The sequence below is a fragment of the Ruminococcus sp. RTP21358st1_G6_RTP21358_211008 genome (assembly GCF_040908885.1).
Classification (GTDB): domain Bacteria; phylum Bacillota; class Clostridia; order Lachnospirales; family Lachnospiraceae; genus Blautia_A; species Blautia_A faecis.
On the sequence record NZ_JBDGDM010000016.1, the window covers coordinates 14,989 to 29,295 of the forward strand.

The 14,307-nt window shown below is 40.3% G+C and carries 18 protein-coding genes; all 18 read left to right on the forward strand.

Features of this window, described 5'->3' with window-relative positions; genetic code table 11:
• The first annotated feature begins 23 nt into the window (after window positions 1-23).
• The 18 genes from AB5Z12_RS08330 to AB5Z12_RS08415 all read left to right on the forward strand — a co-directional run bounded on the left by AB5Z12_RS08330 (window position 24) and on the right by AB5Z12_RS08415 (window position 14,257).
• On the forward strand, window positions 24-1,898 hold the full coding sequence (locus AB5Z12_RS08330; protein ID WP_181972412.1) for an AAA family ATPase: 1,875 nt from the start codon (window positions 24-26) through the stop codon (window positions 1,896-1,898).
• Between the two features lie 193 nt (window positions 1,899-2,091).
• A complete protein-coding gene (locus AB5Z12_RS08335; protein WP_117683019.1) occupies window positions 2,092-2,331 on the forward strand; it encodes a hypothetical protein in 240 nt (79 codons plus the stop codon).
• 30 nt (window positions 2,332-2,361) lie between these two features.
• Entirely contained in the window at window positions 2,362-2,712 is a 351-nt protein-coding gene (locus AB5Z12_RS08340; protein ID WP_242853638.1) for a hypothetical protein, read from the forward strand.
• Between the two features lie 91 nt (window positions 2,713-2,803).
• On the forward strand, window positions 2,804-3,013 hold the full coding sequence (locus tag AB5Z12_RS08345) for a DUF6462 family protein (RefSeq protein WP_005609464.1): 210 nt from the start codon (window positions 2,804-2,806) through the stop codon (window positions 3,011-3,013).
• 90 nt (window positions 3,014-3,103) lie between these two features.
• Entirely contained in the window at window positions 3,104-3,274 is a 171-nt protein-coding gene (locus AB5Z12_RS08350) for a hypothetical protein (RefSeq protein ID WP_172677201.1), read from the forward strand.
• A 35-nt stretch (window positions 3,275-3,309) separates the two neighbouring features.
• On the forward strand, window positions 3,310-4,545 hold the full coding sequence (locus AB5Z12_RS08355; protein ID WP_368356854.1) for a tyrosine-type recombinase/integrase: 1,236 nt from the start codon (window positions 3,310-3,312) through the stop codon (window positions 4,543-4,545).
• A gap of 179 nt (window positions 4,546-4,724) precedes the next feature.
• Window positions 4,725-5,183, forward strand: a complete 459-nt coding sequence (locus AB5Z12_RS08360) for a tRNA-binding protein (protein WP_004611708.1) — start codon at window positions 4,725-4,727, stop codon at window positions 5,181-5,183.
• A 212-nt stretch (window positions 5,184-5,395) separates the two neighbouring features.
• Window positions 5,396-5,998: a Type 1 glutamine amidotransferase-like domain-containing protein gene (locus AB5Z12_RS08365; RefSeq protein WP_055271744.1), complete on the forward strand. Its 603-nt coding sequence runs from the start codon at window positions 5,396-5,398 to the stop codon at window positions 5,996-5,998.
• A gap of 144 nt (window positions 5,999-6,142) precedes the next feature.
• Window positions 6,143-6,337 carry a zinc-ribbon domain-containing protein gene (locus AB5Z12_RS08370; protein ID WP_202017096.1) on the forward strand — a complete coding sequence of 65 codons (195 nt, stop codon included), beginning with the start codon at window positions 6,143-6,145 and terminating at the stop codon, window positions 6,335-6,337.
• A gap of 264 nt (window positions 6,338-6,601) precedes the next feature.
• Complete coding sequence (locus AB5Z12_RS08375) at window positions 6,602-7,423, forward strand: site-specific integrase (RefSeq protein WP_368368604.1); 822 nt, start codon at window positions 6,602-6,604, stop codon at window positions 7,421-7,423.
• 101 nt (window positions 7,424-7,524) lie between these two features.
• A complete protein-coding gene (locus AB5Z12_RS08380; RefSeq protein WP_118577689.1) occupies window positions 7,525-7,719 on the forward strand; it encodes a hypothetical protein in 195 nt (64 codons plus the stop codon).
• Between the two features lie 357 nt (window positions 7,720-8,076).
• The gene (locus AB5Z12_RS08385; protein ID WP_195991228.1) at window positions 8,077-8,418 is read left to right on the forward strand and encodes a nucleotidyltransferase domain-containing protein; all 342 of its coding nucleotides are present in this window, start codon (window positions 8,077-8,079) and stop codon (window positions 8,416-8,418) included.
• On the forward strand, window positions 8,405-8,578 hold the full coding sequence (locus AB5Z12_RS08390) for a hypothetical protein (protein ID WP_226814914.1): 174 nt from the start codon (window positions 8,405-8,407) through the stop codon (window positions 8,576-8,578). The genes AB5Z12_RS08385 and AB5Z12_RS08390 overlap by 14 nt, the downstream gene beginning before the upstream one ends.
• A gap of 490 nt (window positions 8,579-9,068) precedes the next feature.
• Complete coding sequence (locus tag AB5Z12_RS08395) at window positions 9,069-10,205, forward strand: Fic family protein (protein WP_173718651.1); 1,137 nt, start codon at window positions 9,069-9,071, stop codon at window positions 10,203-10,205.
• Between the two features lie 29 nt (window positions 10,206-10,234).
• Window positions 10,235-11,188 carry a Fe-S-containing protein gene (locus AB5Z12_RS08400; RefSeq protein WP_173718650.1) on the forward strand — a complete coding sequence of 318 codons (954 nt, stop codon included), beginning with the start codon at window positions 10,235-10,237 and terminating at the stop codon, window positions 11,186-11,188.
• A gap of 144 nt (window positions 11,189-11,332) precedes the next feature.
• A complete protein-coding gene (locus AB5Z12_RS08405) occupies window positions 11,333-12,304 on the forward strand; it encodes an alpha/beta hydrolase (protein WP_173772998.1) in 972 nt (323 codons plus the stop codon).
• Window positions 12,305-12,540: 236 nt separating this feature from the next.
• The gene (locus tag AB5Z12_RS08410; RefSeq protein WP_173734822.1) at window positions 12,541-13,929 is read left to right on the forward strand and encodes a condensation domain-containing protein; all 1,389 of its coding nucleotides are present in this window, start codon (window positions 12,541-12,543) and stop codon (window positions 13,927-13,929) included.
• 97 nt (window positions 13,930-14,026) lie between these two features.
• On the forward strand, window positions 14,027-14,257 hold the full coding sequence (locus AB5Z12_RS08415) for an acyl carrier protein (protein WP_173770817.1): 231 nt from the start codon (window positions 14,027-14,029) through the stop codon (window positions 14,255-14,257).
• The last annotated feature ends 50 nt before the right edge of the window (window positions 14,258-14,307 follow it).

Here is a 14,307-nt window from a genome sequence, read left to right on the forward strand (position 1 = left end):
ACAGACAGGAAAGGATGATAAAAATGCAGTATACAGAAGAACAGATTGCAAAAGCAAACAATACCGATCTTGTTTCTTTCCTGAACGCACAGGGAGAACAGTTGGTGAAAAGTGGCAGAGAATACCGTTGGAAAAAGCATGACAGTGTAACGATATCTGGAAACCGATGGTATCGGCATAGTCAGAGTAAAGGAGGTTATCCGGTAGATTTTGTGATGGAATTTTATTATGCAACATTCCCGGAAGCAGTGAAAATGCTGATCGGGGAAGAAGGCGAAGGCAGGCAGAAGTCCTGCCCCGCCCCGTCTAAAGACTTTCGATTACCGGAGAAAAATGAGGATAATGAAAAAATCATGAAGTATCTGACAAAAAAAAGAGAGATTGAGAAAACACTGGTGGAAGATTGGATTGACAGAGGTGATATTTACGAAGAAAAGGAGCATCATAATGTTATATTTGTCGGCAGAGATGCAGATGGTATTCCGAGATATGCACACTGCCGGGGAACTGGTGAAATAAAATATCGTGGAGATGTAGCAGGTTCTGATAAAGCTTTTGGATTTTGCCACAGAGGAACGGATAATCAGTTATTTGTGTTTGAAGCAGCCATTGACCTGCTTTCTTTTATCCAATTATTTCCAAAAGACTGGAAGAAACGCAGTTACCTGAGTCTGGGTGGCGTCTCCAGTGTGGCACTAATGTCTTTTCTTTCTGAACGCCCTCAGATTACTTCTGTTTTCCTGTGCCTGGATAATGACCAGGCAGGGAATGAGGCTTGTGAGAAACTGGCAGGAGAAATCTCAGAAGGATACAGTGTAATTCGTCTGAAACCATCGCGAAAAGACTGGAATGAAATCCTCTGTGATAAAAATACTGACAGAAAGAAAGCAATCGCAGAAACAATCACAATAAAAGTACCAGAAGCAGAAGAACTGGTGCCGATGTTATGTTATGAAGATATTAAGCAGACCAGTGTGGAGTGGTTGTGGTTTCCTTATATTCCATTTGGAAAACTGACAATCATTCAGGGCAATCCGGGAGAAGGAAAAACTTATTTTGCAATGATGCTGACGGCAGCTTGTACCAATCGAAAGTTATTTCCTAATATGGAAGATATTGAACCGTTCAATGTAATTTATCAGACAGCAGAGGACGGTATGGGTGACACTATCAAGCCAAGACTGATAGAAGCAGGAGCAGATCTGAGCCGGGTTATGGTAATTGATGATACGGAAGAAGCATTAACCCTATCTGATGATCGAATTGAAAAAGCAGTCAGACAGAATCGAGTGCGGCTTGTAATCATTGATCCGGTACAGGCATTTATTGGAGCAGATGTGGATATGAACCGGGCAAATGAAGTGCGTCCGGTGTTCCGAAAACTGGGAATGATTGCAGAGAAAACCGGATGTGCCATTGTGCTGATCGGACATCTGAATAAATCTTCTGGGACGCAGAGCACGTATCGAGGACTTGGTTCTATTGATATTATGGCAGCAGTGCGAAGCTTGATTTTCATCGGGAAAGTAAGAAAAGATCCAACCACAAGGGTATTGATTCATGAAAAAAGCTCGCTAGCGCCACCAGGGGAGACAATGGCGTTTAAACTGGGAGACGAAGATGGTTTTCGATGGGTGGGAGCCTATGAGATTTCCGCAGATGAATTGTTAGATGGGAAAGAAGGAAAAGCAACAGAAACAAAGCTGGAGAGAGGGGCAAAGCTGATCAGGGAACTGCTTGCTGATAAAAAAGAAATTTCAATCAGGGAATTAGATGAAAAAGCAAAGGAACAGGGAATTTCTGGGAGGACCATGCGTGATGTAAGAAGCCGGATGAAGAATGAGTTGGAGTACCAAGTAAATGAAAAGCAGGAGAATAGTATTCGATTAAAAGAATGATGGGTGGCAGAGTCATCGAAGCAAATACAGATTTTTATAGATACCCTATCTGCCACCTGCCGTCTGCCGGTGCATGAATACTTTCAAGTATCAGGAGTAAGTAAAAGTAGATTGACAGATAATATAGAAAAGCGTATTATAATAATAAGAGGTGGGATTTCCCACATAAATGCTTGCGTAGGAGGTGTTGGTAATGGAAGCAATGAAAGATTATGTTGCCCATCTGGATAACAAAAAAAGAATTACGCTCAGAGGAGCTGCTTATCAGTATTACAATGTAAAAGAATACGGAAATGGCTGCATTATTCTGGAACCTCGGGAACTGGCAGTGCCAGAGAGTATTTCAGCCAGAACTCTGGCAGATATGGATCGTGCAGTAAGTAACTTTAAGAAAGGCGATGTTTCTCCGGTTATTGACCTGTCAGATTTTTAAAAGGAATAAGAGATGAATTTTAATATACGAATGGGAATTCCTGAAATGCAGGAACTTTGGTTAGATCTGCAGGAGAAATATCGTTCCGGTAATATAAAAAAGAAGGAAGAACAGTTGTATAAAAAATGGGGAAAGGCTTTAAAGCTGCTATCGGCAGATCCAGGGTATCCAAGTCTTCAAACCCATGAAATAGAGCCATTATCCAGACGTTACGGAATGAAAGTGTGGCAATCTTATCTGGAAAATAAAACCAGTGGCGCAATGAGAATGTACTGGGTTTATGGACCAGACCAGAAAGATATTACAATTATCGGACTGGAACCACATCCGGAAGATAAGAAAAATGGCGCATACGACCGAATTTCACTGTCGGATTTGTAGAACAAAACTGAATATGGAACAAAAATACAAGCAGTTAGTCTATGAAAAATAGGTTAGCTGCTTTTTTCATGCAGAAAAGGAGGTGCGGTGTATGGGATATGCACGTAAAGATGTAGAGAAAACAAAGAAAATAGCAAAGAAATTCGTCCGTTATCAGGAAGGGGCAGAGCTTTACAGCATTGGGCTGACGAAATTCCAGGAGCTGGCGAAAGAAGCCAAAGCAGTGTATAAGATTGACAAGGTTGCTCTTGTAAACTGTGAGATATTTGAAAAGTATCTGGAGACATTCCGGATTGCGTAGGGAAGAAAAAATTGTGGAAGGACGAAAAACAGGGATTGACTTTTTGTCATACGAAAACTATAATGAAGATGTGGAGGAATAAGAACAGATATGGCGAAGACAGGAAGACCAAAGTCGGAAAATGTAAAAAAGAAAGTATTGAGTATCCGGGTGGAAGATTCTATGTATAAGCGTATCTGCGATTATGCCGGAAAGCACAAAATGACTGTGACAGAAGTTGTCCTGCAGGGACTGGAAAGAATTTTGAACAGACCTGAATAACATGAAGTCCTTCCTTTATTGAAGGAGGATTTTATATGGCACAGACACGAAAAGATCTGCGAGGCAGAGTCTTGCGGAAAGGTGAATCACAGAGACGTTCCGATGAGAGGTATGTATATACTTATACAGATCCCCTTGGAAGACGTAAGTATGTTTATGCACAAGACCTTGTAACGCTTCGAGAAAAAGAAGCACAGCTCATGAAAGATCAGATGGACGGTCTGGATATTTATGTTGCCGGAAAGGCTACAGTAAATTTTGTATTTGACCGCTACATGAGTCTCAAAAACAATCTGAAACCAACGACCAAGAGTAATTATCTTTATATGTATGACCGATTTATCCGGGATACATTTGGAAAGCGGAATATAGCAGAGATTAAGTATTCTGATGTGGTGCAGTTCTATAATCATTTGACCAAGAAGCAGGAACTGAAGATTAACACATTGGAAACCATTCATACGTTATTACATCCAACTTTTCAACTGGCTGTGAGGGATGACATTATCAGAAAAAATCCTACGGATGGAGTCATGGCAGAATTAAAGAAAAACTTAGGCATGAAGACCGGTGTGAGACATGCACTGACAATTCCACAGCAGAGAGCATTTATGGAATATATTGCTACGCATCCGATTTATTTTCACTGGTGGCCGATTTTTACGATTTTTCTTGGAACCGGGTGCCGGATTGGAGAAGTTTTAGGGCTTCGATGGGAAGACATTGATTACGAGAAGCGGATTATCAGCATCAATCATAATCTGACGTATTATCCGGTAGGAGAAGACCGGGCATCGGAAAATCACATTTCGACGCCGAAAACAGAAGCCGGAATGCGTACGATTCCCATGTTGGATACAGTGAAAGATGCTTTTGAAATGATCTGGGAAGAGCAGAAAGAAAATGGCTGGACAGATGCAGAGATTGACGGAATGACAGGCTTTGTTTTCTGTAACCGTTATGGAAATATAATGAATGCCCAGTCAGTCAATCGGGTAATCAAGAGAATCTCATCTGCTTATAATGCAACAGAAGAAATAGAGGCAAAAAAAGAGCATCGGGAGCCGGTGCTGTTGCCGGATTTTTCAGCGCACAGCTTGAGACACACATTCTGTACAAGGCTTTGTGAAAGAGAAACCAACCTGAAAATAATCCAGTCGATCATGGGGCATAAGGATATCCAGACCACTATGGATATCTATGCAGAAGCGACAGAGGAGAAAAAACAGGAAACATTTGAACATTTGGCTGCAACAATGGATGTATTTTAAGAAGGGCTTATGAACCCTTTTATCTGACAACAGAAATAACCAAATGACATCAAATTGACAACAGATATGATTTGACAATGATTCATCATGAATGGTGATGAAGAGAAGACAATTTAATAGAAATAGCACAGCGAAGCATCACGAAGGGTAATGAAGAAAAATCAAAAAAATTCCCGACAATGAAGACCCTCGGTGGTGTAAAATCCGAAAATGGTGTAAGTTCTAAAGAGGTTTCTACACCAAATTCAGAGCCGGAAAAAATTGATTTTTCTAAGGTAAAGGTTGAGCCTTTGTTTGAAGAAGATGTTGATTTTGATACATTCTCAAAGTCAGATTTCAGAGCAGTTAAGGTTAAAGAATGCGTTGCTGTACCGAAGTCAAAGAAACTCCTTCAGTTCACTCTTGATGACGGAACAGGCACAGATAGAACCATTTTAAGCGGTATTCACGCATATTACGAGCCGGAAGAACTTGTTGGTAAGACACTTATCGCAATCACAAATCTTCCTCCAAGAGCAATGATGGGCATTGACTCTTGTGGTATGCTTCTCAGTGCAGTACACGAAGAAGAAGGCGAAGAGAAGCTTCATCTCCTTATGGTAGATGACCATATTCCGGCAGGTGCAAAGCTCTATTAAGAAGTACCGTTTTACCTTACAAAACGGGATGTACTTCATTTGTGAAAAAGCTCTGAAAATACACAAATACACCAAATTTACACCAAATGGTGCTTGAAACGGTGCAGAGCCTTAAAAATCGCATATTTTAAAGATATATGGGCAGTTCCATTGCGGAATTGCCCATTTTCAGAAAGAAAAAGATAAATTGGTATTTATAAAGGAGAATATTGATGAAACTATTTTTATGTTCGCACTTTTCAAGTGTGGGAAGTCTGATAAAGGAAGAAATTGAAAATAAGAAAGTCGCATTTATTCCAACAGCTTCACTGCGTGAAGGCTACACCGGTTATGTCGGCTCGGCTCGAAAATTATTCAAAAAGTTGGGAGCAATCGTAACTGAAATTGATATTTCAACGGAGGCTTATTCAACGATACAGTCTGTTTTTGAAGAAGCAGATGTGATATATTTTACCGGCGGAAATTCTTTCTTTCTTATGGACCAGCTCCGTAAAACGGGAACTGATGGGCTACTGAAAAAGGAATTGGCAAATGGAAAATTGATGATCGGCGAGTCGGCAGGCGCAATTATATGCGCTCCAAGCATCCAATATATCGAGCAAATGGATGAAAAGCCAGAGGACTACTCACAAGAAGATGATGCAGGGCTTGATTTGATTGATTTCTATGTTCTTCCGCATTATCTTACAGCACCATTTAAGAAAGTTACCGAGAAAATAATGACTGAGTTTTCGGATTTGAATCTATGCCCGATTAACAACCGTCAGGGAATTGTAATTGATGGTGAAGGTTCAAAGGTTATTTGCAAAGACTAATTTGAAAATTCCCATTTATCAAGCCCTTTGAGAGAGGAGAAATCTTTTCTCAAAGGGCTTTTTCTATTTTACGGATATTCGCAAACTACAAGAAAAAGCCGAAACCTCATATACTTTAATCACAGAGGAAGTGGAGGTTTTGATATGAGTAACAGCTTAGCGGCAGTACATCCAGAATTGATTGCAGAGTGGTCAGAAAAGAATTTACCACTGACACCGGACAGTATAACTTTCGGCTCGAATAAGAAAGTATGGTGGAAAGGTGCTTGCGGTCACGAATGGACTGCCGTTTTATCCAGTGCTGCTTTGATATCGTTTCTGTATCCAGCGATTGACTGAGTAGCCAGCACAATATTCACATGATACTTTCTTGCTTCACACAGCATTTCTAACAGAACGGAATCCTCTTTCAAAGAAAGATTCTGGAACTCATCTATAAAAATCCATAGGCCTTTAGTAATCAGCTTTCTTGTACGTAACCCTCTCCAGAGTAATGCAAGGGGCCTAAAGATTGCGACAATAGATAATATTCATACAGTGATACATCAGATTCTGCAGCTTGCTGTTGAAGACAATTACATAAGAAGAAATATTTCAGATAATTTGCTGAAAGAATTAAAAAGTTCTCATCATTATGAGGATTCACATAGACGCGCTTTGACATTACCAGAGCAGGAGCTGTTTATGGAATTTTTGTCCAAAGAGAACTCACAGTATTATCATTGGCTTCCTATTTTTACAGTTATGCTGGGAACTGGAATGCGTGTAGGTGAAATTACCGGGTTACGTTGGAATGATATCGACTTAAAGTCTGGAATAATAGACGTGAACCATACGCTGGTTTATTATAAACATCGGGATGAGAACGGCTGTTATTTCGATATTCATTCTCCGAAGACCAAAGCTGGAGTGCGTCAGATCCCTATGACGGAGGAAGTAAAGAATGCGTTCCTGTTAGAGAAAAAAATGCAGGATCTGGCAGGAATACAGTCCAAAGTAACTATTGACGGGTACCACAACTTTATTTTTGTAAACCGCTTTGGTAATGTGCAGAACCAGGGAACCCTAAATAGGGCTTTACGGCGTATTATAAGAGACTGTAATGACAAACAGCTCCTGAAAGAAAAAAATAATCCCGTGTTACTTCCAAACTTCTCCTGCCACTCACTCAGACATACGTTTACAACACGCTTGGTAGAAGCAGGAGTAAATATTAAAGTGATACAGAACCTGTGTGGTCATAGCAGAAGTGATGTGACACTTGATATATATACGACAGTAACAAAAGAATTAAAACAGGCAGAGTTTGATGATTTCCAGAAAAAACTGAAAGAAAAGAAGCAGGAATGGAAAAACAGACAGGAAAAGGATGCGAGATTCTCTTCTGGCGTTGTCGAAAAAATCTTATTGCATAAGCAGTGGTAGTAAGATTATAGTAAATGTAAAGGGAACAAAAGATAAGCTATGGAGCTATAGACTATAACAAGTGAATGAAACATTGGATAATTTGAAAGGAGGAATTGTCGATGGGAGCAACAGCAACAGTGAGAAAATCAGATTTTATAGATGCAATGGAAGAGAACCAGAAGGATGTCCGTAAGATGGTAATGGACAGTTACCATGATATTGAAAAAGGAAAAGGAAGAGATTACAAAGAGTTTTTTGCAGAATTAGAAAGCAGGTACAGGAATGAAAGTGTGGCAATCATATCTGGAAAATAAAACCAGTGGCGCAATGAGAATGTACTGGGTTTACGGTCCAGATCAGAAAGATATTACAATTATCGGTTTGGAGCCACACTCAGAAGATAAGAAAATGGTGCATACGACCGAATTTCACTGTCAGATTTGTAGAATAAAACTGAATATGGAATTTTAACTGAGCAGCTATTCTATAAATAATAGGGTGGCTGCTTTTATTCCTTATTAAGTGGGAGATGTTTGTCTAAATTTGGAGAAAAATACTTATTGCATAACCGAGTGTGGTACGCTTATAATAAAGTAAGATATCTACTATATTTGAACAGAAGGTGCCGTGAGAGGCATTGAAACTGGTAATGAGCAGCAGGAGGTGGGACTATGCCGATAACAACACGAAATTTATTGGACCAGTACACAGAAATTTTGCAGAAAATATATGGAAAGCATTTAAAAAAGGTGATTTTGTATGGTTCTTATGCAAGAGGTGATTACAGGGATGATTCAGATATAGATATTATGGTTCTTCTGGATTTATCTGATATGGATATAAAACAGTATCGGCATGAATTATCTGGTGAAACCTTTGATTTTAATATGGATCACGATCTTGATATAAAGCCCATAGCTAAAAGTCAACAGCATTTTCAAAATTGGGTTGATGCGTACCCATTTTATGCAAACGTGGAAAAAGAGGGGGTAAAGCTATTTGAAGCAGCCTAATGAAAAAGGAACACAGAAGGATCTGGTTCTGTATAGAATTGAAACGGCACAAAGTGACATTAAAGCCGCAGAGATCCTTCTAGGTGCGAAAGAGTTTCGTGGTGCCAATAATCGTGCATATTACGGAATCTATCATGCTGTGTCTGCAATTCATAATTGAGGTGCTTCGGCATCTCTTTTTCTTATCCTCAAAAATGTAGTATCAGGTGTTATCAAAAAGTGACACCTTGACGTTACTGTTCACTGGTAACGTTCCGCGAGGCGTTTTTTGTGAACAAAGTTCACAGAAAACCCGAGAATTGCGGCGCGAAATCATGCGAATGCATGATTTCTGTGCATCGCGAAGCGCGTTACTGTGAACGGAGTGAACAGTAACACCTTGACGAATAGAAGTTGCGAACGAATCCTCATATCTTGAAAAAAATAGATTATTCATAGTATAATATCAAATAAGAATGAAACAGTATCCCTTGGGGGATTAATGGCAAGGTACAGATACTTGCACCGGAAAGTGTGAAAGAACAGTACAGACAGATGATTGCAAAAGCTGATGAGGATATGCAGAAAAGCGAATAGTGCAGATTTGAATTTGCGCAGACAGTCTGCACAAATTAGATTGAATTATAAGACTATGAAGCGAGGTAGTGGATATGGAAAAAGACCCGTTTAAGGAATATTTGAGGGAGTCTGAACCGGATAAAGCTCATAAGGGATATGCTTGGAGTACGGCAATCGGACTTCAGGCAGTGGACGGACTCAAACCATCTAAATATTTGATTGATACTGCCATTCAGAATATTGAAGGCAAAATCACAATGAAAGAAGTACAGAGCCTTATTGATAGTTACTATGAGGAAAGACCTGTGCATTTGTCCGATGATGAGCGTACCGAAGAAGCTGATAAGGTTTCGTCCCGTATTGCTGAAATTCTTTCTGAAACAGCGTTCTCATTTTCTCCAAATGAGTATATCTCTATCCACCGCAAACTCTTTCGGGGTATTTATAAACACGCCGGAAAGATTCGAGATTACAACATCACAAAGAAAGAATGGGTGCTTGATGGAGCAACTGTAATGTACGGTAGTGCTTCAGAACTGAGAGCCACACTGGAATATGATTTTTCGCAGGAGAAAGATTTTAGTTATAAAGGACTTTCAATGGACGAGATTATCCATCATCTTGCGGTGTTTGTTTCAAGGTTATGGCAAATCCATATCTTCGGAGAAGGCAATACGAGAACAACGGCAGTGTTCTTTATCAAATATTTAAGGACACTGGGCTTTTCTGCAACCAATGATATTTTTGCGGAAAATGCGTGGTATTTTAGAAATGCACTTGTCCGTGCAAATTATACGAACCTGCAAAAAGGTATTCACGAAACAACAGAGTATCTGGAAGTATTTCTCAGAAATCTTCTTTTGAACGAGAAAAATGAGCTTCATAATAGAAATCTTCATATAAGTGGACTTTTGAACGAAGAAAAAGTGGACATTGGGGATTCGAAAGTGGATATTGAGAATGAAAAAGTGGACATTCAAGACAAAAAAGTGGATATTGAAAGTGTGCTTTCCGGAAAAGGTAGTGATTTCTCAGTAAAAACGACGATTCATATTCATAGACTTTTTGAAAGATTTGGTTTTGATGAGGTGTTTGGAAGAAGTGCAGTTATGGAGCTTCTTGAGCTAAAAGGTTCAGGTGCTTCAAAACTTCTTTCCAATTTGGTAAAGGCAGACATTATTGAACCGGTATCCGGTCACGGAAAAGGAAGATATAAATTCAAGAAGTAGGGCTTCTTACATCTGTTCATTGTATAGCGATGTGTGGAGGGATTAATCTGTCGCAGTGCATTCCTGTGGCAGACGATGACAATGGGAAAACTCCGAAAAATAAGATAATCTTTCCATCCTTGTTATATAATACGGGACGTGTGATTTCATATTCGGTAATCGGTTTTTTGCTGGGCGGAATGGGAATGCTGTTAACAGGAGGCGGCGGAATGGGAATTCCACTGCTTCTGCAGGGGATATTGAAAATAATAGCGGGTTTGTTCATGGTGATCATGGGAATAAACATGTTGGGCTGGATTACATTATTAAGAAAGTTCCAAATCAGATTTCCACAAAGGCTGACTGATAAAATAAACAAGAAAAGAAGAAGAGAGAACAGACCGTTTTTTGTCGGACTGTTGAATGGGCTGATGCCGTGTGGCCCCATGCAGTCCATGCAGATTATAGCACTTGGATCGGGAAATCCTGTCTCAGGTGCGGCTGCGATGCTGATGTTCAGTCTGGGAACGGTTCCTCTGATGCTTGGTTTTGGAAGTCTGGATACGTCAGAAGCTGAAAATACGGAATCAGATGCGGAGAAAGAGGAAACAGTGGTATATGAAACTCCTGCCGTAGAGAATGGTGAAATTTCAATTAATGCAGATACATTGACTTCGAATCCAATGTATATCAATTACGATTCCAATGGAACCAATATCCAGCTTATTGCTGTAAAAGGCTCGGATGGAACTCCGCGCTTATCACTTAATACATGTCAGGTATGCAATCCATCGCCAAGGGCGTATTTTAAGGAACAGAACGGAAGACTGGTATGCCAGAATTGTGGAAATGTATTCACGACAGACAGTGTAGGTGAAACTACTGGCGGGTGCAATCCTATGTATATAGATTATAAGAATACAGACGGAAAACTGACGGTAAGTGTGGCAGATCTGGATACATATGCAGATCAATTTGCATCGTGGGATGGTCCGGTAAAATAGTATCTTCATCGGAGAGCTATCAGCTTGAAAAGTGGATACCTTATCTGCCACCTGAGTCTATGGTGAAAGACCTTAAAGCTATCTGATATAACTGAAGTTTTACGGGCAGGATTCTTATTCAAAATGTGAACTGTGGAGGAAATCATGACGAAGAAAAAATTTATCAAGCCGTTCGCAATACTGGCGGCTGTTTTTCTGGGATCACTGGAGATGGGATGGCGCTTTTTTAACATGGTGGTCCGCTGCAAAAGAGGAGAGCAGAAAAAGGAAAGAAAGAAATGGTTTGAACTGTCTCATATCAGGGAAAATCATCCACAGAACGGTTATGCCAGAGAATATAATGAGAGTAAGGCATGGTGCTTTGAACAGAAAATGCAGGACTGTTATATCAAAAGTATTGACGGATTAAAACTACATGCATTATATCTTCCTGTTGAAGCTGCGAAACGGATCGTCATATTAAGTCATGGATATCGTGGCAGCCGGTTTGGCACGTTGTCGTTTATGGCGAAATATCTGCATGAGCATCAGTGTGATGTCCTGTTTATAGAGCATCGCTGCTGCGGTGACAGCGAGGGAAAATATATTACTTTTGGAGCAAAGGAACAATGGGATGTGCAGCAATGGGCAGTATATATGGCTGAACGAAACAAAGAGAAGCTTCCGATTTACCTGTACGGACAGTCCATGGGTGCAGCTTCTGTGCTGATGGCATCAGGACATACACTTCCACCGGAGGTGAAAGGCCTGATTGCGGACTGCGGTTTTCAGTCTATGGAAAGGCAGATGCGTGATATGGCAGCTAACTGGTTTCACCTGCATCATATTCCGTTGCTTCTGATGGAACTGGACTGGTTCTGTTCTCTTGTGGCTGGATTTCATATGAAAGATGCAGATACTACAGAAGCCATGAAAAAAAATAAAAGACCGGTTCTCTTTTTCCATGGAGAGAAGGACACCTATGTATATCCCAATAACTCTTTTCAGAACTATATGCTCTGCAGGGCAGAGAAGGAACTGGTGATCATACCGGGAGCTCGGCATCTGTGCAGTGCCTATGCAGATCCGGAACTGTATCAGCATAAGATGATGGAATTTTTTGAAAAATACGATTAAACGGAAAAAATCCTGACCGGGATTTATCAGACATAGTACATAGCAGGAAATACACATTTGAACTGTTATGTTAAATGTATGATAAGTCTCGGTCAATTTTTTATAAAGTGTTCATTAAGTCTTCAGGGTACTGGTATTTCCTGAGAAGGTATGATATTTTTTCACCTGAAGCATACATACAATGTTTTCTGTCCCGGATAAAGAGGAAAATCGGGACAATGGAGGTTATCTATTATATGAGAAATTATTATCCTTTGACGGCAGCTCAGAAAATGCATCACAACTGGATTCTGGATTATGGTACACAGCAGGTATCTGGCGTAAGCGTTGTGGCTTCTGTACAGGCAGAACTGGATTTTGGATTATTAAAAAAATGTATTCAGATGGAAACAGAGCGTTCCGGTTGTACCAGAGTCCGTTTTACAAAGCCGGATAAAGAGGGAAATGTAAAACAGTATATCGAAAAACAGGACCCGCGTGATATTGAGCTGAAGGATCTGTCAGGAATGGAAAGTCTGGCAAAGGCAGATGAGCTGATGCAGCAGTGGGCATATGAAACATTTGACGGAAATAATATTCCCATGTGTGAATTTACCATGCTGAAGCTTCCAGAAGGATACAATGGTTTCTTTTTACATATGGATCACAGACTGATCGATTCCTGTGGACTTGTAGTTATGATCGAAGATCTGTTCCAATTATATACGCATTACAGATATGGAACCGCCTGCCCTCAGGAACTGGTAGATTTTGAAACGGTTCTGAAAAAAGACCTGGCAAAGGCGGGCAATGAAAAGCGTTTTGCAAAAGATAAAAAATTCTGGGATGACCAGCTGGATGCACTGGGTGAGCCGTTATATTCTGATATTCAGGGCCCATCTGTATTGGAGGAAGCAAGAAAGCGTCATGGAAATCCGAAGCTTCGTGCTTCTGACATTGAGATGAACGAGCTGTTTGTTGCAGTAAAGGATTATCATCTGGAACCGTATGCGACACAGAATCTGATGGATTTCTGTATGAATCATCAGCTCTCTATGACAAATCTGCTTCTGCTTGGTATTCGTACTTATTTGTCAAAAGTAAATAATGGACAGGAGGATATTACAATCCAGAATTTTATATCCAGACGTTCTACCCATGACGAATGGACTTCCGGAGGAAGCCGAACCATTATGTTTCCATGCAGAACAGTGATCTCACCAGAGACAGATTTTCTTTCGGCAGCTTATGAAATCCAGAATATGCAGAATCGAATTTATATGCACAGCAATTATGATCCGGCATTTATTGTGGATGAGATGAGAAAAAGATATCATACACCGGAGCATACCAGTTATGAAAGCTGCTATCTGACCTATCAGCCAATGCCGGTGAAGGTGGAGAATGAAATGCTTGGAACTATTCGCCAGCATGCCAAATGGTTTGCAAACGGTGCTGCAACCAAGAAAATGTATCTGACCGTATCTCACACCGAGGATGGGGGAATGAACTTCTCCTATCATTATCAGACTGCGCATCTGGAGGAGCATGACATGGAATTGTTGTATTATTATATGATGCGTATTCTTTTTAAAGGGATTGCAGAGCCGGATATGAGCATTGGAGAGATTATGGAACAGGTATAAAGAGTAACAGGTCCCACAAAGCCTGAAAGGTTAAGAGTGGTTAAAGAGAACTTGTCGGCATTGTTTTTATAGAAATCAAAAATCAGGAGGAAATGGAATGAGTCAGGAAATGGAATTTAAAAATATTGTGGCGCAGTACAGTAAAGTGAAACCGGAGGAGATGACAGGTGAGATGAGATTTCGCGAGGATCTGGGATTTACGTCCTTGGATTTTATGTCTTTCCTGGGTGAGCTTGAGGATACCTTTGATATTGAACTGGATGAAAACGAAGTGACAAAAATTACAACTCTTGAGGAGGCACTCAAGCTTCTTGAGGAGCTTCAGTAGGACTTAATGTTACTGTTCCCGGAGTGAACAGTAAGACTTAACAGAGTGTC